We start from the raw sequence: 19,874 nt of genomic DNA on the forward strand, positions 1-19,874 counted from the left end.
GCTAGAGCGCCGGGGCGAAGTCGGTGCGACGCCGACGCGGATTCACCGCCACCAGACCCGCCAGCGCCAACAGGCGCGCCGTGCGCATCCACGCCAGCACAACCACCCCTAGCTGTACGATCAGAAAGCCGGCCAGCCACCCGCTGCCCACGGCGGTCGTATGCCCGCGCCATGACGCAATCGCCACGGCCAGGACCATGCCCACCAGGGTGATCACGCCATAGACGAACAACGTGGCGAACGGTCGCCTCAGCGCAGCGACAGTACCGCGGCCGAGGGCGCGGAAGGCGGAACGAAGACTGCTGTCCGCCATGAATTGCGCACGCGCCGATTCGACGATCGCCTGGGCTATCACGAAGATCAGCAAGGTTACGGCCAGCGCGGCATGCTGGTAGGTATCCGCACGTACGACACTCAAAGCGGCGTCGACCTTGTCATCCGCGAAGGACGACACGCCATGCGCGAGCGCGATGAAGATGCCATAGGGAATCAGTGACAGGATCGAGAGCCGAAGCATCCGCCCGTACTCAGCGGCACCGCCTTGCAGCAGGCCGCCGAAACCGAGGGCCCGCTGCGCCCGCCCGCTCGCGACCACCATGGCGGCCAGGAACGGTGCCGTCAGCAGGGTGACCAGCGCACCCGCCGCAAAGGCCATGCCTATCCAGCCCTTCCCGCCGCGAAACGCTGCCATCACGTCGGCGAACATGAGCCCGTCGAAATGCGTCGCCCACGCGTCGGCATGCACGCTGTGCCCGAGCAGGTTGTCGAGCAGGCCCCACAGGGGCAAGGCGACGACGAGAGTCGGCAACAGCGTCACAACGATCCACAGGAGCATGAGTCGCCACTGGAGCGCTCCCACGGCGGCCGTGCCGAGTGCAGCGAAAGGCGAGCGTCGTTGATGAGCGTTCATAGCGTCCCCAGAACCGAAAAGAGACCTTGCAGCACGGCGGCCAAATCGGCGGTCCAGCGTTTCGAGGCAGCGTGGTTGGCTTCCACGGTACGGCTGTCGTCGAGCTTGTTGGCATCGAGGTAGATTTTGCGGTCGGGATCGAGCTCGGCGGAGGCGCCCTTCACCGGCTTGGTGAAGGCGAAGCGCGCCCAGCGACGATCATCGTTCCAGCGAACGGTTTCCACCGAGCCGTCCATGAAGGACACCTTGAGGGTCTGCGGGACCGACGCGCCATCACGCCAGACCGTGACCGTCGTTTTCCACGGGAATGGCCCTGTGCCGGGCGCCGCATCCGGATGGGCTTTCTTCCACGCTTCGCGCTGCTTTTCCACGGCCTTGTCGTTGTCGTCGGACGACACCTCTGTCCGACGACCGTCTTTCATCGACACGCCCGCCAGCGGCAGCACTTCCTCGCTGACGATGTCGGTCACGCTGTCGTCGATGCGCGCGGTGCCATATACGTATTGATCGAATACCTGCGCCACGATCTCCGGCTTGCCCGAGGACTCGGCCACGGCTGCCTGAAGGTCGGCGATGGACGGATGGCGGAAATGCCACAGGTCGTAGTAATGACGGAAGGCCTTCTCCATCACCTCCTTGCCGAGGCGTTCTTCCAGATCGTGCATCGCCGTGGCCGTTCGCGAGTACACGGTGGCGTAGTCGGCACTCGACAGGCGATCCCAGGAGTTCTCGCCGAGCGGGTCCGACGGCTTGCGCAGGCGAGCGGTCATGCGTTCGAGCATGAAGGACGGCATCGGCGGCTCCACGCCGAAAAATTTCCAGAACGGCGTGGTCATATAGAGCACCTGCTTGCGCTCGCGCAGCATGCGATCGTCCCAGTACTCGTTCAGACCCTCATCGAGCATCGGTTCCTCGAATTCGTTCGAGGCCAGCAGGCCATAGAAGTAACCGTGACCGAATTCGTGGATGGTGACGAAGTCCAGGAGATATTCGTTCGTCGTCTTCGGCTCAACCTCGCGGTAGCTGTCCGCGGTGAAGAAGGTCGGGTACTCCATGCCGCCCGCTTCGGCCGCATTGAACGGCGGCACCACGGCCGTGAGCGTCTTGTACGGATAAGGACCAAGCGTCGAGGAGAAATATGCCAGCGAATCGATCGACGCCTTCAACACCGGCTTGGCGCTTGCCGCGTACTCGGCGGGATAGAGTACGCGCACCTTGACCCGAGGGCTGCCGGGACCGGTGTACTCGCCGTCGATCGACTGGTATCCGGGTGCTGCCATCCACGCGAAGTCATGCACGTCGGCCTGCACGAAGTGCCAGGTCAGCTCGCTGCCTTCCGGCGCCGGCTCGCCCTGTTGCTCGCCGACCGCACCGATGACGTAGTCGCGCGGTGCGGTGATGCGGACGTCGAACTCGCCGAAGTCCGCGTAGAACTCGCTGTTGAAGTGGAACTCATGCACGTTCCAGCGCGGTTCCGTCGCCCCGCGCTCGCCCGGCAGTTCCAGCACGCCGATCTTCGGGAACCATTGCCCCACGAGGTGGAACGAGCCCACATAGCCCGTGCGCTCGATGACGCGCGGCAACTGGCTGTGAAAATTCATGTCCAGGGTGACGCTGCCACCTGCGGGTACCGGCTGCGCCAGGTCCACGCGCACCACGGTGTGGTCGGTCGCGGGGCCGCCGTCGGGATGCACGTAGTGCCACTTCAACGCAGCGCCGTCCTGCTCGACGTTGCCCAGGTCGATGTAGCCCCACTCGCCCTTCTTCACTTCGGCGATGCCGCGCGAGCCGCCTTGCGATGCGAGCACGCGGCGCTCGCTGAAGAACGTACTGCCCTCGCTTTCGAACGCGTTGAGATAGAGATGGAGAAACACAGCCGACACCGGCCGGTCGCTGCGATTGCGCCAGGTCAGTTGTTGCTGGCCGTCCACCGTGTGCTTGGCCGGGTCAAGGCGCGCCTGGATCCGATAGGACACCACGCGGTCGGACAGCGTGGCTTCGCTGCCGCTACGCGGGCCGCCCCATGCCGTCGGCGCGCTGGGTGTGCGCACGAAGCCCGCACGCGGCGAGGCGAAGGGAGTCTCGCCGGCTGCCGCGGGAGATGCGGCCGCGGGAGGTACTGCCGTGGAAGGGGCTGCCGTGGAGGACGCGGCTGGCGGTGCCGAGGGAGGCGGCGACGCTACCTGCGCCGAGCTGCCGTACGCAAAAAGCAGCGTGCTGGCCGCGACGAAACGAACGATTCTGGCTGCCTTGCGGCGCATCGGTGCATCCTCCCCTTGATGCCGATGAGAGTGCGTTGACGTGGCGGCGCGCCGATATAGGCCAAAGGTCACGCTTCCCCGTCACGCCAGGGCGCGCATGCATTCAGCCGGGGAACGGTCGCTCGCGCATCCACTTGGTGAGGATCCACTTCTCCCCCGAGAGCACGGGTGCCCCACCGTGCAGCGAGAGCAGATCGAGCGAACCGTCCGGCGCGTTGTATTCGAAATACAGCGCCTGCCCTTGCCGGGGTACGTAGCTGAAGTCGATCCGCGGAAAGATGGTCTCGCCGCCTGCTTCCACGTCGTTGAGATACATGATCAACGTGGAGACCCGCTGACCGCCGTTGCGAAGATGCGCCTGACTGCCGGGATCGTCCGGTGGGAAGTAGTCGAAATGCGGAAGGTATTCCGCGGCCGGGCCATAGCGCATGGCTTGCAGTCCTTCGCCGTGTTCCTGATCCAGGTTCATGATCGCCGCGGCACGTGCGTCGATCCGCGCAATCAGTGGCGTCTCGCCGCGGCCGAAGTTGGCGCCCTCGCTGGTGCGGATGTCCTGCACCACACCGACGCCCGTGCCCGGGTTGACCACCTGGGACCGCGCCAGGCGGGTGGTGGCGAGCGCGCGCAAGGCCTCGCATTCGGACGGATCGAGCACGCCATCCAGCACGGCGATCGTGGGGCGTGCCACGCGAACCAACACTCTGACCTGGCGATCTCCCGCATCGAGCACATGGCCGGCACGCAGGTGGCTGCGGAAGGTACTTGGTTCCGGTGCGTTCGACGGCGGCGCCGGGCTGCCGAACAGCGCGTCGGCGATAGCATCGCGCGAGGCGCGCTCGTCGAAGCCGTTCTCCTTCATCGTCGTCAGCAGATCGGGCGCGGCGTATCCCGCGGCGACGGCCTCGGCAAGCCAGCGATGCCAGTCCGGGGTAACCTTGGTGTGCAGGCGGGATCCCATGGCATGGCCTCTGTCGTTCATCGAACTCCCTTTCGCCATGAGGCTCCGATCGGAAGGAATCCTGCATTCATGGCATCGGAGCGTGCGTGTCGCATTCATCCTAAGTCAGTCCAACGCATAGGGGTACCCCAATGTCCGATCACCACGCGCACGGTACGTTCGACGTGTCCATCACACCTGCCGGGGCGCCCGACGAGGGCGAGGGTTCCGTGCTCGGTTCGATGGCGCTCGCCAAGGTGTTCCACGGTGAGTGGGAGGGCACCTCCAAGGGCACGATGCTCACCGCATCCAGCAGCGGCACGCCCGGCTCCGCCGCCTATGTCGCTGTGGAGCGCTTCTCCGGCACTCTCGGTGGCCGGATCGGCAGCTTCGCCCTGGTGCACCGAGGTGTGATGTCCTCCGCGGGCCGTGAGCTCACGATCAGCATCGTTCCCGATTCCGGCACAGGACAGTTGCAAGGCATCGCAGGCCGCCTGTCGATCGACATCGCCAAGGACGGCACGCACCATTACGAGCTCGACTACACCCTGCCTTAAGAACACGCCCTAGGCGTCGTCGCTAGAAAGCAGCCAGGCGAGTTTCCTGGCTTTCGGCAGGCGCTTTACCTCGTACTCCGCGCGCGAGGCGGCCGAACGGTCGGCGAAGGGGCGCGCACCGAGCAGCCTGACTGGCGGATTTGCACGCGTGTACCGAGCGCCCTTCCCCGCCACGTGCGCCGCGTAACGCGCGTCGAGGTCATTGGTGATCCCGGCGTACCAGGCACCATTGCGGCATTCGATGAGATAGACGCACCACATGCGCGAAGTCTAGGCCCTGGCAGCGGCCTCGTCGCCCTCCTACAGTGTCGGCATGACGCCCACCTACGATCTGGCCGTGAATCTGCCGCTGCGAACCGACGTCGCCGCAGCGCTCGGACACGCCGTTGCCAAGACGGCTATCGCCGTGGAAGACCTCGGCTACCCCGATCCGGCCGGCGCGTTGGCAGTGCGCCGATCCATCGCTGGCTGGCTGCGGCGCGTTGGCGGCCACGGCGCGGTCGACCCGTCACGCATCGCATTGACGCTCGGCGCCCGGCATGCGTTGCGCCTGGCGCTCCTGCAGGCGCGCGCGCCGAACGGCGTGCTGCTTGTGGAAGACCATACCTACCAGGGCGTGCGTGCGCTCGCCGACGCCATGGGGCTGCGCTGCGTGGATGTGGGCATGGACGGCCAGGGCATGCGCCCCGATGCGCTTGCCCTGGCAGCGGAGCGCAACGGTGCCACCGTCGTCTACGTCCAGCCCACGCTGCACAACCCCACGACCGCGACCATGCCGTTGTCCCGGCGCATGGACATCGCTGCCGTGGCGGAGGCGCTCGGACTCACCCTGATCGAAGGCGACGTGTACGGTCCACTCGCCTGGCATGGCCGCGATGCCGTGCCGCCGTTTGCGGTGCTGGCGCCCGAGCGCACCCTGCACGCGGGCGGTGTGGGCAAGATCCTCGGGCCGGGGCTACGGGTCGGCTGGCTGCTGCATCCCGATGCACCGACCTGCGCGCTCACCGCCGTCACGATGCAGTGCGAACATGACGGCATACCTACGCTCTGGCCGTCCATCGTCGGCCGCTGGATGGATGACGGCACGGCAGAGGCGCTGTTGGAGACCCTGGCCCTGACGATGGCCGAGCGCAACGCGACGGCACGTCGCATCCTTGGCCCTGAGCTGGTGACCCACGGATCGAGCCTGCATGCCTGGCTACCTTGCGCCGATCCGGTCGCGACGGAGGAACGCCTGCTCGCGCACCGCGTACGCATCGCCGCATCGCGCGGATTCGTGTCTGCCGATCGCCAACCCGCGGGCATTCGCCTTGCGCTAGGCGCCGAAGAGGATTCCGCACGGCTGGAAAAGGCGTTGCGGCTCGTGGCGCAGGTACTCTGACTCAGCGCTTGGCGCCGGCTGCCGTCAGCTTTTCCAGCGCCTTGCCTACGGCAGCGAAAGCGAAGGCACCCGTGACGTGCGTAGCCGCGCCGAGACCGCCACCGCAATCGAGTTTCAAGGCATCGCTGCCCGGAGGCCGCACGCCGCAGACACTGCCGTCCGCCTGGGGGTAGCGCACGTTCTGCAGCGAGTACACCGCCGACACGCCGAAGAACCGATCCGGATTCCGGGGAAAGCCGTGCTCCTGGCGGAGCTTCTTCCGGATCATGCTGAGCATGGCGTCGTGCTCGGTGCGCGACAGGTCGCGAACGCGGATCTGCGTGGGATCGGTGCGCCCGCCCGCCGCACCCACGGTCACCAGCGGCAGCTTGCGCCGCCGGCACCAGACGATGGTCTCGAGCTTCACCTTGAGCGCGTCGCAGGCGTCGATCACCACGTCGTAGTGGCGATCGAGCAGCTCATCGAGCGTGGAGGGCGTGAGGAACCGCTCCATGGCTTCGAGCCTCAAGCTGGGATTGATCGCATGGGCACGCTCAGCGATGACACCGACCTTGGGCTTGCCGTACTGGCCGTCCAGCGCGTGCAACTGGCGATTGGTGTTGGACAGGCAAACATCGTCCCCGTCGATCAGGGTCAGGCGGCCAATGCCGCTGCGAGCGAGGGCCTCGGCGGCCCACGAACCGACGCCACCGACCCCGATGACGCAGACATGGGCCTCGCCAAGGCGGTCCAGGCTGCCACGCCCATAGAGGCGTTCGATACCGGCGAAACGTTCGGCCTGTGCCGTGCTCACGGAATGCTCTGGAGGAAAAGGGTCCGCCGATTGTCTCATATCGACGGAACGCGACCGTGGGCTATGCTGGCGGCATCCGCACACCCGGGCCTCCGCGTGTCTTCCGACCTTTTCACGTCCACGTTATCGCCCATGTCCACCAGCCCGGACAAACCGGCTCGAACCAGCGCTGCCCTCCGCCTGCGGCTCTGGCTGCTGCGAGTGATGTCGCGCTTCGAAAACACGATGTTCCTGCGCACGCGCTATTCGCAGCCGAAGATGGTCGCGATCGGAGTGGTGGGCAGCTTCTGCCTGGCCGTGTATTACCCGGTCTGGGCCTACCTCTTCCCGCAGCCCTACGAAAACCTGCCGATGCGGCTGCTGTGCAGCGCCACCTTCATTCCGCTCGCCCTGCTGCCTTGGTGGCCGCGCAGCCTGCGCGCGCACCTGCCCACCTATTGGTATTTCGCCATGACGGTGGCGATGCCGTTCTTCGTCGGCTATATGACACTGCGCAACGCCACGCCGGCATGGCTGATGACGCACCTCGCCTGCGTCATGCTGCTCATGATGCTTTTCGACATCGCGAGCTTCCTCGTGGTCTTCACCATCGGCAGCATGCTCGCAGGACTCGTGTTCGCCCTGTCCCCGGAAGCCCACCTGCAGACGCGGACGATGCTGGAATACATCCCGCTCCTGCTGTTCGCGATGGTCGGCGGGGCCACCTGCACGGTCTCGGCGAACATGGCGGAACAGTCGCGCATCGATGCCCTGACGGCTGCGTCGAACAACATCGCCCACGAGCTGCGCACCCCTCTGGGCTCGTTGCGTATTGCCGCGCGGGCGGTAGCGCGGTTCATGCCCGACCTCATTCGCAGTCATCGTCTGGCCGAGCGCGAGGGGCTTCCCGTGCCGGACATGCGAGCACAGAACCTGCATGCCCTGGAGCGCAGCATCGGCGTGATGGAACGCGAGGTGACCTATGCGAACACCATCATCGACATGCTCCTGCTTTCGGCACGACCGATCGGCGAGGTACCCCTGACGACGCTGGGGGCGCGCGAGTGCGTCGAGCAGGCGCTTCGACGTTTCCCCTACGGCTCCCGGGCCGAGCGCGACCGCATCACCCTCTCACCCACGGGCGACTTCACCCTGCTGGGCGAAGAGGCATTGGTCGTCCACGTGGTGTTCAATCTCCTGCGCAACGCTCTGTTCCATACCGACCGGGCCGGCAAGGGCGAGATCCAGATCTTCATCGAACCCGACGAAATCGCCAACCGCATCCGCATCTACGACACCGGCCCCGGCATCCCGCCCGACGTCGTCCCGCGCATCTTCAACCGTTTCTATTCCTATGGAAGCGACAGCGCGGGGGCCGGTACGGTCACTGGCCTCGGCATAGGGCTCGCTTTTTGTCACGCGGCGATGGAGCATATGGGCGGTGGCATCGCATGCCGTACCAATCTGGGCGAATTCACCGAGTTCACCCTCTCCTTCCCGCATCCGGAGACCGGGGACCGGCAGTGATGACGTTGAACTCTCAGGGCGATATCCAGCCCTTCCATTTCCCGACCACGACCGTACTCGTCGACGACCACGAGGAGTACCTGGAGGTCGTGCCGCTGCTGCTCGACCCGATGATGCGCGTGCGCACCTTCAGTTCGCCCCGCAGTGCGCTGGCCACGCTGGGCAACAACGGTAGCCGTCCCGTGCCGGGCGGCGGCTGGCTGTACCGCTGGAAGGACCGCCCCTCCGAAACCCAGGAACTGGTCGCGCTGGACATCGATTCCATCCACCGCGTCGTATACGACCCGGAGCGCTTCGCGGAGATCTCGGTGGTCGTGGTCGACCAGGCGATGCCCGAAATGGACGGCATCACCTTCTGCAAGCGCTTGCCGAATCCGCATATTGGCAAGATTCTTCTCACGGGCCGCGCCGATGACGCGACGGCCATCGACGCCTTCAACTCCGGCGTGATCGATCGTTTCATACGAAAGAACGACCCTGCGGCGATCGAAAAGCTGCAGACCGCGATCGCCGAGCTGCAGCATCGCTACTTCGAGCGCGCCAGCGCCTTCGTGGCGGAAACCCTCGCCTTGGGCAACTTCCGTTTCCTTCGCGATCCTGCCTTCCGCGAGGTGCTGCAAGGGGTCACGGCTACCTTCCAGCCGGTGGAATGCTATGTGCACTGCAACCCGACCGGTCTTCTGCTGGTCGACGCCTGGGGCATCGGGCGGTTCCTGCTGGTCCAGACCGACGAGGACCTGCGCACGCACTATGAAATTGCGGCAGATCTCGGTGCGCCAACCGCCGTTCTTGAAGCGTTGAAGCGGGGTTCCGCGCTGCCCTGGTTCAATTCGCGCGACGGCTTCTATCACAAGGGCGTGATCGATCCGGAATCGCAATTGCATCCCGCTACGGCGGTGTCGGGCGAACAGTGGTACTACTACGCACTGATCGACGAGGTGCAGCGCTTCCGCCTGCAACACGTCAAGTCGTACCGTGCATGGCTGCGCGAACAGGACCTGAGCCTCGCCGCGGACAGCCGTTCGCGGTTCCTCTAGACGACCGGCGCCTCCCGCGCCAACGGCAGCAGCACCGTTCCGACCGTCGCCACGCAGCGCGGTCGGTCGTCTGGAAATCGTCTCGTTCGGACCCTACGGTCCGTCATACGTCTCTCTGGTAATGGCCTGAGGCGCGGCGCCCTTCACAGGGCTTCCGGTAAACGCCTCTTCCTGTGATTTCGCGCCTGCCTGGGCGAGGCCGGCGCGTGCCTGTTCGCTTTCTGGTGGCAGGTATGGACTTCGCCCGCCCTCAACCAGAGAGAGAATCCCATGGAAAACGTTTCCATCCTCCACCCGATCGCCAAGGCGCCGGCACTTCCGGATTTCGTTGCACGCAGGGTCGATCGATTTCACAACGAACGCGTCGCCATCGATTGGGGTGGCCGTCACATTTTGCGCGGGCGGCAGCCGGGGCCCGACGCCCTCATGCTCCAAAGCAACGACTATCTCGCCATCGCGGGCCACCGGGAGATCGTGGAGGCCCAGCGTGACGCCCTCGCGGAAGGGGGCCTCGGCATGATGATGTCCGCTCTCTTCCAGCAAGACGACGGTCAGCCGTTGCACCGTGTGGAAGCGGAGCTGGCACGCGCGGTCGGCAGCGAGGACGGCATCCTCGCGCAATCGGGCTTCGCCGCCAACGTGGGCTTGATCCAATCCATCGCGGCCGAACGCGTGCCCGTGTACATCGACGTGCTGGCACACGCCTCGCTGTGGGAGGGCATCCGCAGCGCGGGCGCAAAGGCCGTGTCGGTGCTGCACAACGACCCGGCGCACCTCGAGCGCCAGGTACTGCGCAACGGCCCCGGAGTGATCGTCGTCGATGCCGTGTACAGCACCAACGGAAGTCTGGCCCCGCTGGTCGACATCGCGGACATCGCCCAGGCGCACGGCTGCGTGCTCGTGGTGGACGAGTCCCATTCGCTCGGTACGCACGGTTCGCGTGGGGAGGGGCTGGTGGCCAGTATGGGCCTCAACGACCGCGTACATTTCATCACGGCCAGTCTGGCCAAGGCGTACTGCTCTCGGGCGGGCTTCATCGCGTGCACGACCCGCTTCAAGGACTACTTCGGTTGCGAAGCCTTGCCCGCGATCTTCAGTTCCTCGTTGCTGCCCCACGAGCTGGCCGGGTTGTCGGCGTCGCATCGGGTCATCCAGACCGAGGGTTGGCGGCGGCAGCGGCTGCGCCAGATCACCCGATACGTGCGCGAGGAACTCACGACGCTTGGTTACCCGATCGGCGACGGCACCGAACAGATCGTGGCGTTCGAGGCTGGCCAGGAAATCCTGACGGGGCACGTGCGCGACGTGATGGAACGGCACGGCGTGTTCGGGTCCGTATTCAGCGCACCCGCAACGACGGTCAATCGGTCACTCCTTCGCCTCACTCTTAACGCAGGCATGAGCGACGATGACGTCGAGCGCCTGATCAGTGTGTGCCGGACCGCACGAAGCGAGCTGCAATTGGACGCGTGGAGCGCCACGCGCCGTTCCAGGAGGGACGCGGAGCGCGCACTCGCAACGGCGGAAGTGGCGTGAGCCCGACGGCCGGCGACCCAGGGAGGCTCTGAACAAGTTCTCACAAGCGCCAATCCCTAGCGCAGCGACACCCGGCCACGCAGGATGTCGGCGAACATCACCCAATCGCCCATCAGGCTGTAAACGGGATAGCGAAAGGTCGCCGGCCGGTTCTTCTCGTATACGAAGTGACCGACCCAGGCAAAACCGTAGCCGCCCACCAGCGCAAGCACGAGCCACAGAAACTGACCGGTCGAGACGAGCATGGCGACCGCGAAGAGCACGACCCAACTGCCGACGAAATGCAATCGCCGGCAGCGCGGGTCGGCGTGCTCGCCAAGGTAGTACGGATAGAACTCGCGAAAGCTGGCGAAACGTTCCACGTCGATCTCCGCTCACTCCGGCAAGGGAATCCGCTCGTATTCGTCGCCCGGAACGAGCGGGAACCGGCCCGCCGCCCAATCCGCCTTTGCGGCGTCGATGAGCTCCTGGGAGCTGGCGACGAAATTCCACCACAGATGTCGCTCGCCATCGAGCGGCGCGCCACCGAACAGCATGATCAGCGAGGGTTCCTTCGCCTCGAGTTCCGGGGGTGCGCCGTCATGCGCCACCGCCATGTCCAGGGCGCCCAGCTCCACGTCGCCAAACCGCGCGGCACCCTTCACCACGTACGCGCCCCATTCGGCGTGCTGCTCGGGCATCTGGAGACGCGCGCCGGCTTCGAGACGTGCCTCGACGAAGAACATGGGGGCAAACACGCGAACGGGCGACGTCGCACCGAACGCCTCACCTGCGATCACCACGAGCCGGGCACCGTCGCGCTCCACCTTTGGCAGCTCGGCCGCAGGATGGTGGTGAAACTCCGGCTCGATGCGCTCATGCGAGACAGGCAAAGCCACCCAGACCTGGATGCCGTGCAGGGTCTCGTGATCGTGCCGCGCTTCGGGCGGCGTGCGCTCGGAATGGACGATGCCGCGCCCGGCAGTCATCCAGTTGACGTCGCCGGGGTGGATGTCCACGGCGCTGCCCAGACTGTCGCGGTGACGAATCACCCCGTCGAACAGCCAGGTGACGGTCGCCAGGCCAATATGCGGATGCGGACGGACGTCGAGGCCGGCGTCGTCGTCGAAGGCCACGGGGCCCATCTGATCGAAGAAAACGAAGGGGCCGACGTGGCGGGCCTTCAGGTGCGGCAGCATGCGTCGAACGACGAAACCGCCGCCCAGGTCACGCGTCTTGCCGTCGATAGAAATGGCGGTCATGGCGGGCCTCGATAGTGAAGCGCAAAGCCTACCCGACTGCCGGAGGTACGTCTTGACGGTTCGTCCGCTGGCGCGGGACTGCTCGGGGAGGAAGCGGGGCCGGCGTGCAGTGCCTGGATGAGGCAGCTGCGGATCCCCTCGCCGCCATGGCGGCTCCCACAAGGCCGACCGAGCGCGCGCCCACATACGAGACGACTTGCGCGCCTCGGGTCAGCCGCTCATAAAAACTCCTCCGACGCGTAGCGCCAGAGGAGCCAGGTTTAATCGGGCCGGCCGCCCGCAGGCAGCCGACCTGAATAAATCACTTCGGGACGACGTTGTCCGCCTGCGGACCCTTCTGTCCCTGGGTCACGGTGTATTCCACCTTCTGACCTTCGGCAAGCGACTTGAAGCCGTTGCCCTGGATCGAACGGAAATGCACGAACACGTCCGGACCGCCTTCATCCTGAGTGATGAAGCCAAAGCCCTTAGCGTCGTTGAACCACTTCACAGTACCAGTTGCCATCACACACACCTCTATCCAACACACGAAAACCCGGCTCGCGAGCCGGCGACTTACTGAGCATGCAGGACCGGGGTGAGGCGATGGAGCGCTAAAACTGCTCGCTTACATCGGGTCACTCGCGTGACCGCGCAGACACAGTAGGTCCGATGATAACCACATTTGCCCAAAGTTCTGTAGGGGAAATCTTACATAGGTCGATTTTTTGACGCGGATCACGCGAAATCATGCGCAGAAACGGCGATTTGCCGCAGCCGCGCCACGACTCGTCCAAAACGATGGGCAAAAAAAAGGCCGGGCGTCGCCGCCCGGCCTTCTTCGACAAAGTCAGTTCGGCTGATTAGACCGGCTGAACTTCCTCAGCCTGCAGACCCTTCTGGCCATTCACGACCTTGAAGGAGACCTTCTGGCCTTCCTGCAGGGACTTGAAGCCGTTGCCCTGGATGGCGCGGAAGTGAACGAACACGTCCGGGCCATTGTCACGGGAGATAAAGCCGAAGCCCTTGGCGTCATTGAACCACTTGACGGCGCCGATTTCACGATCCGACATAGAAACACTCCAAAACTATTTACGAATGAAACCAGCAGCTTGGAATAAGCCGCTGCATTACTGGTGTGCAAGGAAACGCGAGGAGCGAAGCGATGTTGCGGATACGTGATCAGCTGCATCGGGTCAACGTAACTCTATGACCCCGGCAAACACAGTCCGGGAACTATACGCGTCAATTCATTAAATAGCGATGGCGGCCGAAACCGTGCCTGACCTCGCTGACATCGATTTCACCCCCGGTGGGCTCATCCTTGCGCCGCGTCGCATCGCCGATGCGACTTTGGCTACCATCCGTTCCACGCTCGCCAAGGGGACCGACGTCCATGAACCAAACCACCATCCGCCTCGTTCCGCTTCTTATCGGCGCGCTGACGCTCGCCGCCTGCTCGGACCATAAGACCAAGCCCGCCGCGGAGCCCACGCGCACCGTGAGCTCCAGCTCGACGAGCACGACGACGGGTTCGACCAAGCCGCGCACGGCGACGACGTCCACGACGACCACCAAGAGCACTCGCTCCGCTGCCGCTCAGGGGGCCTTGCCCGAGAGCACCGGCATCGCCTCGTGCGACGAGTACCTCGCCAGCTACAAGAGCTGCCACCTCGCCGCCGGTATCTACGCCCGTGACCAGATCGACAGCCGCTACGACATGATGCGCACGAGCCTGCTGCGCCAGTCGCAGGACCCGGACATGCGAGATCAGCTCGGCAACCGCTGCACCTCGCTGGCTACCCAGTTGAAGGAAGCGCTGCACGGCAAGTCCTGCGCCGACGTGCCGGCACCGGCTTCTACGCGCTGATCAACGCGCCAGGTGCTTTGTGACGAGTGCGGCCAGCGACCTCGGCTGGCTTCGCTCGATCACTGCGCGCGGCGTGCCATGCCACGCCGCGCATTCGCCGATGGCTTCGGCGATCCCTTCGACCAGAGCCGTTGACGTGGCCACACCGGCCTCCAACCATAGTCCGAGCACCTGGAACAGGCCCCTTTGCCGATGCGCCTTCGCGTCCAGCCGCCCCACCAGACGGCCGCGATGCAGGATGGGCAATACGTAGTAGCCGTAGGTGCGCTTCGCTGCCGGCGTGTAGCACTCGATCGTGTACTCGAAACCGAACAGATCCAGCGCGCGGGCGCGATCCCACACGACCGGATCGAACGGCGAGAGCAGCGTGGTGCGGGTCGCGCGCAGGGCGTTTCGCTGCGCATCCCGCAGCAGGTCTGCATGGTCACGATGGACATACCCTGGCACCTCCCAACCTTCGACGGCCACACGGAGCAACCTGCCGTCGGCCACCATCGGCGCCAACTCGGCATCCGTGACCCTTGGCCGCAGCCGGAAGTAATCCGCTACCCAGCGGGCTTTCGCGATGCCCAGGGCACGCACGCTCTCCGCGATGAAATGCTGGCGTACGGCCGCCTCGTCGAGAATCTCGGCCGAAGGCTGCTCCGGCCAACGCGCGATTACACGTTCCGCAAGGTCATACACACGCTGGAAGCGGTCCCGGCGCGCGACCATCAAGCGCCCGAGCGCGAACCACGCTTCGAGCCAGCGCTTCTCGGGTTTCCAGCCCCACCATCCCTTCGTGGCCGGTCCCTCGCGTTCGAAGTCGGCGGCACGGAGCGGCCCCTCGAGACGGATGCGCTCGAGCAGTGCGTCCATGTCGCTGCGGGCCTCGACATGCATGCGTTCGGCGCTTTTATGCGCCCAGTGACCGGCACGACCCGCCCGGTAATCACGGTGATAGCGGTATTCCGACGCAGGCACGAAGCAGGCCTCGTGCGCCCAGCATTCGGCAATGACGCCCTCGGCAAGCAGTTCGTCGAGCCATTCGTTGCGGTAGGTACCCAGGCGCGAGAACAGCGTCATGTAAGGGCTGCGCGCCACGACGTTGATTGTGTCGATCTGCAGCAGCCCCATGCGCGCGATCGTCGTGCCGACGTCCGGCTTGCGCGCCTTGCGGGTGCCGCGCTTCAAAAGGCCCTGCGCAGCGAGATGCAGCAGTTGCGCCGCCCGTGCGCCAAGACGAAGCACGTCGTCCGTGCAGGGCGTGTCGGATACGCGTGACGGCACGGTGGAAGCCTTATGTCAGTTGGGGCGCCATTAAATCGCTACTTGGTAGCGTCGGCAACGATGTCGCCGCGATCGCGTGTGCGACGCCACCACCACCTTGAAAGGAGGCCTTTCGATGAAGAAGAAAGTAAGCGCCATCGCCATGGGTGCATCGCTGCTGCTTGCCGGCGCGGCGTTCGCGCAAGATGTCCCCGCCTCGCGCCAGGTTCCGCCTCCGCCGCCGGGCGAAGCCACCCCGCCGCCGCCCCCGCCGCCCGGCGCGGTGCCGCCTCCGCCGCCGCCCCCGGCAGGCGCCATGCCGCCTCCGGCGGCCGACGCACCGCCTCCGCCGCCCCCGCCGGGTGAACCCGCGAGCATGGCACCGCCGCCGCCCCCGCCCCCGCCGCCGGCAGGGGAAGCAGGCTCATCCGGCGCCACCATGGCTACGCCGCAGGGTCAGGTCACGGTGAACAGCGGTCCTGCCCCGGCCAAACCGGCCGGTCCCGCGCCTGATTTCGCGACGCTCGCCGGTAAGAAGAGCTACATCACGGAGTCGGAGGCGTCTGCCTATCCGCTGCTCGCCAACGATTTCCAGTACGCGGACGCAAACCGCGATGGAAAAATCTCCAAGAGCGAGTATCAGCGCTGGGTCGCCAAGTCCGGCGCTGCTGGACAGTAAGCATCGCTAAGCGCAGCAGGTGCACACAGAGGGACGCCACCATGGCGTCCCTCTGCTTTTGTACCGCGTCCTTACCGCGCCGCTGCACGTTCTTCACACATGTGAGGCCGTTACACTCCCCGCCTTGCCGGAACAGCCCGGTCAGCAGGGAGTTACACGAGAATGAAGTCCTACCGCGCCCCCAGCGTTGTCGCGCTGGCGTGCCTGCAAGCGGGCGCCGTCTACGCGCAAAACCCCAGTCCGCTGGACATCCGCGCCTGCGCGGGTATCGAAACCGATTCGCAACGGCTGCTTTGCTACGACAAGGCGGTCGGACGCGATCGGCTACCGCAGGCATCGAAAAAGCAGGACCCGGACGCGAACTCGGTAAGCGTCGATCTGGCGACACGCGATTCTCGTGACGTGGCCCGTCCGCTCTCGCTGCTCGACAGCCGCTGGGAACTGTCGCCCGAGTCGAAGCTCGGCACCTTCAACCTGCGCGGCTACAAGCCCACGTACGCCTTGCCGGTGTTCGCGACGACCAAGCAGAACACCACGCCGCACAGTCCGGCTCCCGACCATACGGTCACCACGCCGCAGGAGCTGGACAACGTTGAAGCCAAGTTCCAGATCAGCCTGAAGACCAAGGTCGCGGAAAACCTCTTCGGCGACAACGGCGACGTCTGGGTGGGCTATACCCAGTCCTCGCGCTGGCAGGTCTACAACAAGGAAAACTCGCGCCCGTTCCGCGAGACCAACTACGAGCCCGAGGCCATGCTGGTGTTCAACACCCACTACGAGATTCTCGGGTGGACGGGACGACTGGCCGGGATCGGCATCAATCATCAGTCCAATGGCCGCGCCGATCCGCTGTCACGCAGCTGGAATCGGGTGATCGCCGATGTCGGACTGGAGCGCGAAGGCTGGACCATCATGCTTCGTCCCTGGTGGCGCATCCCTGAAGGCGCCCGGGACGACGACAATCCGGACATCAAGGATTACATGGGCCGGGGCGAGATTCAGATCGTGCACGAAGTGGGGCGGCAGGAATTCGCCCTTACGGCGCGTCACTCATTCCGCGGCGGCGACCGCTCGCATGGCTCGCTGCGCGGCACCTGGAGCTTCCCGCTCGCAGGCAACCTGCGCGGTTACCTGGAAGTCTTCAACGGCTATGGCGAAAGCCTGATCGACTACAACCACCGGGCATCCTATCTGGGCCTCGGCGTCTCGCTGCTGGACTGGTACTAAGACGACGGGGAGCCGCAATGGCGACTCCCCGTCAAACCGCGATCAGTGGTGGTGACCACCCTCGCCGTGCACGTGACCATGCGACAGTTCTTCGTCGGTGGCCTCGCGAACGCCGGTGATTTCGACGGCGAAATGCAGCGTCTGCCCGGCGAGCGGATGGTTGCCGTCGACCGTGACGTTGTCACCCTCGATCTTGCTGATCGTGACGTTGATGGCGCCCTGGTCGTTGCGGCCCTGGAACTGCATGCCTGGCTGGAGATCCTCCACGCCCTGGAACGCCGCGCGCGGCACGACCTGCACCAGTTCCGGATGACGGGGGCCGTAACCTTCCTCCGGCACGACGTCGACCTTGAACTGGTCGCCGACCGAGCGGCCTTCGAGCGCCTTTTCCAGACCCGGCACGATGTGGCCTTCGCCATGGATATAGGCAAGCGGTTCGCGGCCATCGGAGCTGTCGATGACGTTGCCCTGCCCGTCGGTGAGCGTGTAGTGGAAGGAAACGGCGTGGCGATTGGCGATCTGCATGGGATTCTCGCTGTGGGAGGGGTGAAGGAAGACGATGGACGCCCTCCCGGACCCTCAAGGCTAGGCGACCCGTTCCCGTACTGCAAATCACAACGCCTTCGCGATGCTGCGGCGCAACCCGCCGCGCGCCCGCAATCTGCTAGTTTTCCCGCTTTTCCCCCTCCCTCATTCGACCTCGCCGGAGCCGCATGTTCGACTGCATTCTGATCGCCAACCGTGGCGAGATCGCCTGCCGCGTGATCCGGACCTGCCGCCGACTGGGCATCCGCACCGTCGCCGTCTATTCCACCGCCGACGCCGACGCGCAGCACGTCCGCCTTGCCGACGAGGCGTACCCGATCGGCGGCCCGCGCCCCGCGGAATCGTATCTGCGCGGCGACGCCATCATCGAGGTGGCGAAGCGCAGCGGTGCCCAGGCGATCCACCCGGGCTACGGCTTTCTTTCCGAGAACACGGACTTCGCCCGTGCCTGCGCGGCCGCTGGCATCGTCTTCATCGGGCCGCGGCCGGAAAGCATCGATGCGATGGGCTCCAAGGCCGCGGCCAAGGCGCTCATGTCGCAGCACGCCGTGCCACTGGTGCCGGGCTACCACGGCGAAGACCAGGATCCCACGCGGCTCGCCGACGAAGCCGGGCGCACCGGCTTCCCGCTCATGATCAAGGCCGCCGCGGGCGGTGGTGGCAAGGGCATGCGCATCGTGCGCGACGCCGCGGCCTTCGCCGACGCGCTCGCTTCGGCGCAGCGAGAAGCTGCCAACGCCTTCGGCGATACCCGGGTGATCCTGGAGCGGTACGTCGAGCATCCTCGTCATATCGAGTTTCAGGTCTTCGGCGATACCCACGGCAACATCATTCACTTGAACGAACGCGAGTGCTCGGCGCAGCGCCGCTACCAGAAGGTGCTGGAAGAGACGCCCTCGCCGTTCCTCGACGACGAACGCCGCACACGCATGGGTGTCGCCGCCGTGGCCGCGGCGCGTGCCGTGGATTACGTGGGCGCCGGCACGGTCGAGTTCATCGTGGGTCAGGACGGCGAGTTCTTCTTCATGGAGATGAACACGCGACTGCAGGTCGAGCATCCGGTCACCGAGGAAACCTTGGGGCTGGACCTCGTCGAGTGGCAGCTCCGTGTCGCCTCGGGCGAACCGCTGCCGCTGACCCAGGACGCCATACACGCCGTCGGCCATGCGATCGAGGTGCGGCTCTACGCCGAAGATCCCGAAGCGAATTTCCTTCCGGGCTCCGGACGCCTCAGCGCGCTCGCCCTGCCCCCCGTTTCCCGCCACGTGCGACTGGATGGCGGCGTCGTTGCTGGCGATACGGTCACCATCTTCTACGACCCCATGATCGCGAAGCTGATCGTGCACGATCGCGATCGCACGCAAGCGCTGGAGCGTCTGCGCGAAGCGCTGGCGCAGACCGAGATCGTCGGTCCGAAATCGAACGTGGCGTTTCTCGAGCGCCTGGTACGCCATCCGGTGGTGGTCGAAGGTCGCATCGATACGGGCTACCTCGACCGCCACCTCGAGGAATTCCTGGTCGGCGACGCCGAGCCTGGCGATGCCGACTACGCCGCTGCGGCCACCGCGCTGCTGCTGGCCGACGAGGCGTCGCCCCACGTCGTCGAGGCCGATCCGTATTCGCCCTGGGCGGCTGCCGACGCATGGCGCCTTGGGCATCACGGCAAGCGCGTGGTCGCGCTGACCGAGAACGGCCGTCGCCACGAAGTGGATGCACACGGTCACGCCGGCCACTACGTACTGCACCACGAAGGACGCGCATGCACCGTCACCGGGGCGCGCTTCGCCGATGGCGTGCTTTCCGCGCGCTTCGACGATCGGGCACGCCGCGTGCCGCTCGTGCTGCACGGAGACCGGGTGCGCTTGCACGACGAGCAAGGCCGCCGCTGGACCTTCGAGCGCTCGCCCGCCTATGCCTGGGCCAGCGAAGAAGCCGGCGGCGCCCGACAGCTCGCTGCGCCCATGCCTGGGCGCATCGTTCTGGTGCGTGCCCAGCCCGGCGACGTGGTGGCGGAAGGGCAGGAACTGCTGGTCATGGAAGCCATGAAGATGGAACTGGCCTTGAAGGCGCCGCGTGCCGGCACTATCGAGTCGATATCCGCTACCCAAGGCGACTTCGTCGAGGCGGATGCCATCCTCGTCCGCTTCGCCGAAACGACCTGACCTG

21 protein-coding genes are annotated in these 19,874 nt (G+C 65.6%); 9 read left to right on the top strand and 12 right to left on the bottom strand.

All coding sequences use genetic code 11. The annotated features are described in order from the left end of the window. Position 1: 1 nt before the first annotated feature. The 3 genes from IM816_RS11745 to IM816_RS11755 all read right to left on the bottom strand — a co-directional run bounded on the left by IM816_RS11745 (position 2) and on the right by IM816_RS11755 (position 4,150). Positions 2 to 910 (bottom strand): hypothetical protein, encoded by a 909-nt coding sequence (locus tag IM816_RS11745; RefSeq protein WP_250338215.1) that lies wholly within the window; start codon positions 908 to 910, stop codon positions 2 to 4. Then, positions 907 to 3,171 carry a M1 family metallopeptidase gene (locus tag IM816_RS11750; protein WP_250338216.1) on the bottom strand — a complete coding sequence of 755 codons (2,265 nt, stop codon included), beginning with the start codon at positions 3,169 to 3,171 and terminating at the stop codon, positions 907 to 909. The genes IM816_RS11745 and IM816_RS11750 overlap by 4 nt, the downstream gene beginning before the upstream one ends. A gap of 103 nt (positions 3,172 to 3,274) precedes the next feature. Further along, positions 3,275 to 4,150: a 2OG-Fe(II) oxygenase gene (locus IM816_RS11755; RefSeq protein WP_250338217.1), complete on the bottom strand. Its 876-nt coding sequence runs from the start codon at positions 4,148 to 4,150 to the stop codon at positions 3,275 to 3,277. Between the two features lie 110 nt (positions 4,151 to 4,260). Here IM816_RS11755 and IM816_RS11760 point away from each other — a divergent pair, with 110 nt between their 5' ends. After that, on the top strand, positions 4,261 to 4,665 hold the full coding sequence (locus IM816_RS11760) for a DUF3224 domain-containing protein (protein WP_250338218.1): 405 nt from the start codon (positions 4,261 to 4,263) through the stop codon (positions 4,663 to 4,665). Between the two features lie 9 nt (positions 4,666 to 4,674). Here IM816_RS11760 and IM816_RS11765 read toward each other — a convergent pair whose 3' ends face one another. Next, positions 4,675 to 4,926: a GIY-YIG nuclease family protein gene (locus IM816_RS11765; RefSeq protein ID WP_250338219.1), complete on the bottom strand. Its 252-nt coding sequence runs from the start codon at positions 4,924 to 4,926 to the stop codon at positions 4,675 to 4,677. A 52-nt stretch (positions 4,927 to 4,978) separates the two neighbouring features. Here IM816_RS11765 and IM816_RS11770 point away from each other — a divergent pair, with 52 nt between their 5' ends. Next, entirely contained in the window at positions 4,979 to 6,046 is a 1,068-nt protein-coding gene (locus IM816_RS11770) for an aminotransferase-like domain-containing protein (RefSeq protein WP_250338220.1), read from the top strand. A 1-nt stretch (position 6,047) separates the two neighbouring features. On the opposite strand, the gene IM816_RS11775 is transcribed toward IM816_RS11770, so the two are convergent. After that, positions 6,048 to 6,878, bottom strand: coding sequence for a tRNA threonylcarbamoyladenosine dehydratase (locus IM816_RS11775; protein WP_250338221.1), 831 nt, complete (start codon positions 6,876 to 6,878; stop codon positions 6,048 to 6,050). A 93-nt stretch (positions 6,879 to 6,971) separates the two neighbouring features. Between IM816_RS11775 and IM816_RS11780 the strand changes: the two genes are divergently transcribed. The 3 genes from IM816_RS11780 to cqsA all read left to right on the top strand — a co-directional run bounded on the left by IM816_RS11780 (position 6,972) and on the right by cqsA (position 10,918). Next, positions 6,972 to 8,345, top strand: coding sequence for a sensor histidine kinase (locus tag IM816_RS11780; RefSeq protein WP_250338222.1), 1,374 nt, complete (start codon positions 6,972 to 6,974; stop codon positions 8,343 to 8,345). Next, positions 8,345 to 9,382 (top strand): response regulator, encoded by a 1,038-nt coding sequence (locus IM816_RS11785; protein WP_072321442.1) that lies wholly within the window; start codon positions 8,345 to 8,347, stop codon positions 9,380 to 9,382. Before IM816_RS11780 ends, IM816_RS11785 begins: the two co-directional genes overlap by 1 nt. Before the next feature lie 270 nt (positions 9,383 to 9,652). Next, positions 9,653 to 10,918 (top strand): alpha-hydroxyketone-type quorum-sensing autoinducer synthase, encoded by a 1,266-nt coding sequence (cqsA, locus tag IM816_RS11790; RefSeq protein WP_250338223.1) that lies wholly within the window; start codon positions 9,653 to 9,655, stop codon positions 10,916 to 10,918. A gap of 56 nt (positions 10,919 to 10,974) precedes the next feature. Here cqsA and IM816_RS11795 read toward each other — a convergent pair whose 3' ends face one another. The 5 genes from IM816_RS11795 to IM816_RS11815 form a co-directional block, all read right to left on the bottom strand. Continuing rightward, complete coding sequence (locus IM816_RS11795; RefSeq protein ID WP_250338224.1) at positions 10,975 to 11,280, bottom strand: Mpo1-like protein; 306 nt, start codon at positions 11,278 to 11,280, stop codon at positions 10,975 to 10,977. A gap of 12 nt (positions 11,281 to 11,292) precedes the next feature. Continuing rightward, positions 11,293 to 12,159, bottom strand: a complete 867-nt coding sequence (locus IM816_RS11800) for a pirin family protein (protein WP_250338225.1) — start codon at positions 12,157 to 12,159, stop codon at positions 11,293 to 11,295. A 301-nt stretch (positions 12,160 to 12,460) separates the two neighbouring features. Then, positions 12,461 to 12,664 carry a transcription antiterminator/RNA stability regulator CspE gene (cspE, locus tag IM816_RS11805; RefSeq protein WP_036111837.1) on the bottom strand — a complete coding sequence of 68 codons (204 nt, stop codon included), beginning with the start codon at positions 12,662 to 12,664 and terminating at the stop codon, positions 12,461 to 12,463. Positions 12,665 to 13,001: 337 nt separating this feature from the next. Continuing rightward, a complete protein-coding gene (locus IM816_RS11810) occupies positions 13,002 to 13,211 on the bottom strand; it encodes a cold-shock protein (protein WP_250338226.1) in 210 nt (69 codons plus the stop codon). A gap of 172 nt (positions 13,212 to 13,383) precedes the next feature. Further along, the gene (locus IM816_RS11815; protein WP_250338227.1) at positions 13,384 to 13,536 is read right to left on the bottom strand and encodes a hypothetical protein; all 153 of its coding nucleotides are present in this window, start codon (positions 13,534 to 13,536) and stop codon (positions 13,384 to 13,386) included. Between IM816_RS11815 and IM816_RS11820 the strand changes: the two genes are divergently transcribed. After that, the gene (locus IM816_RS11820) at positions 13,535 to 14,008 is read left to right on the top strand and encodes a hypothetical protein (protein ID WP_250338228.1); all 474 of its coding nucleotides are present in this window, start codon (positions 13,535 to 13,537) and stop codon (positions 14,006 to 14,008) included. The two genes, IM816_RS11815 and IM816_RS11820, sit on opposite strands and share 2 nt — an antisense overlap. Here the strand turns inward: IM816_RS11820 and IM816_RS11825 are convergent, their stop codons facing one another. After that, on the bottom strand, positions 14,009 to 15,277 hold the full coding sequence (locus tag IM816_RS11825; protein WP_250338229.1) for a winged helix-turn-helix domain-containing protein: 1,269 nt from the start codon (positions 15,275 to 15,277) through the stop codon (positions 14,009 to 14,011). A 115-nt stretch (positions 15,278 to 15,392) separates the two neighbouring features. On the opposite strand from IM816_RS11825, the gene IM816_RS11830 reads away from it, so the two are divergent. Next, positions 15,393 to 15,935 (top strand): EF-hand domain-containing protein, encoded by a 543-nt coding sequence (locus IM816_RS11830; protein ID WP_250338230.1) that lies wholly within the window; start codon positions 15,393 to 15,395, stop codon positions 15,933 to 15,935. A 162-nt stretch (positions 15,936 to 16,097) separates the two neighbouring features. Then, positions 16,098 to 17,162, top strand: coding sequence for a phospholipase A (locus tag IM816_RS11835; RefSeq protein WP_250338231.1), 1,065 nt, complete (start codon positions 16,098 to 16,100; stop codon positions 17,160 to 17,162). A 42-nt stretch (positions 17,163 to 17,204) separates the two neighbouring features. Here the strand turns inward: IM816_RS11835 and IM816_RS11840 are convergent, their stop codons facing one another. Beyond that, positions 17,205 to 17,687: an FKBP-type peptidyl-prolyl cis-trans isomerase gene (locus IM816_RS11840; protein WP_072321450.1), complete on the bottom strand. Its 483-nt coding sequence runs from the start codon at positions 17,685 to 17,687 to the stop codon at positions 17,205 to 17,207. 188 nt (positions 17,688 to 17,875) lie between these two features. On the opposite strand from IM816_RS11840, the gene IM816_RS11845 reads away from it, so the two are divergent. Then, positions 17,876 to 19,870 carry an acetyl/propionyl/methylcrotonyl-CoA carboxylase subunit alpha gene (locus tag IM816_RS11845; protein WP_250338232.1) on the top strand — a complete coding sequence of 665 codons (1,995 nt, stop codon included), beginning with the start codon at positions 17,876 to 17,878 and terminating at the stop codon, positions 19,868 to 19,870. Positions 19,871 to 19,874: the final 4 nt, after the last annotated feature.

Origin of the sequence: Luteibacter flocculans (genome assembly GCF_023612255.1) — a bacterium.
GTDB classification, from domain to species: Bacteria; Pseudomonadota; Gammaproteobacteria; order Xanthomonadales; family Rhodanobacteraceae; genus Luteibacter; species Luteibacter flocculans.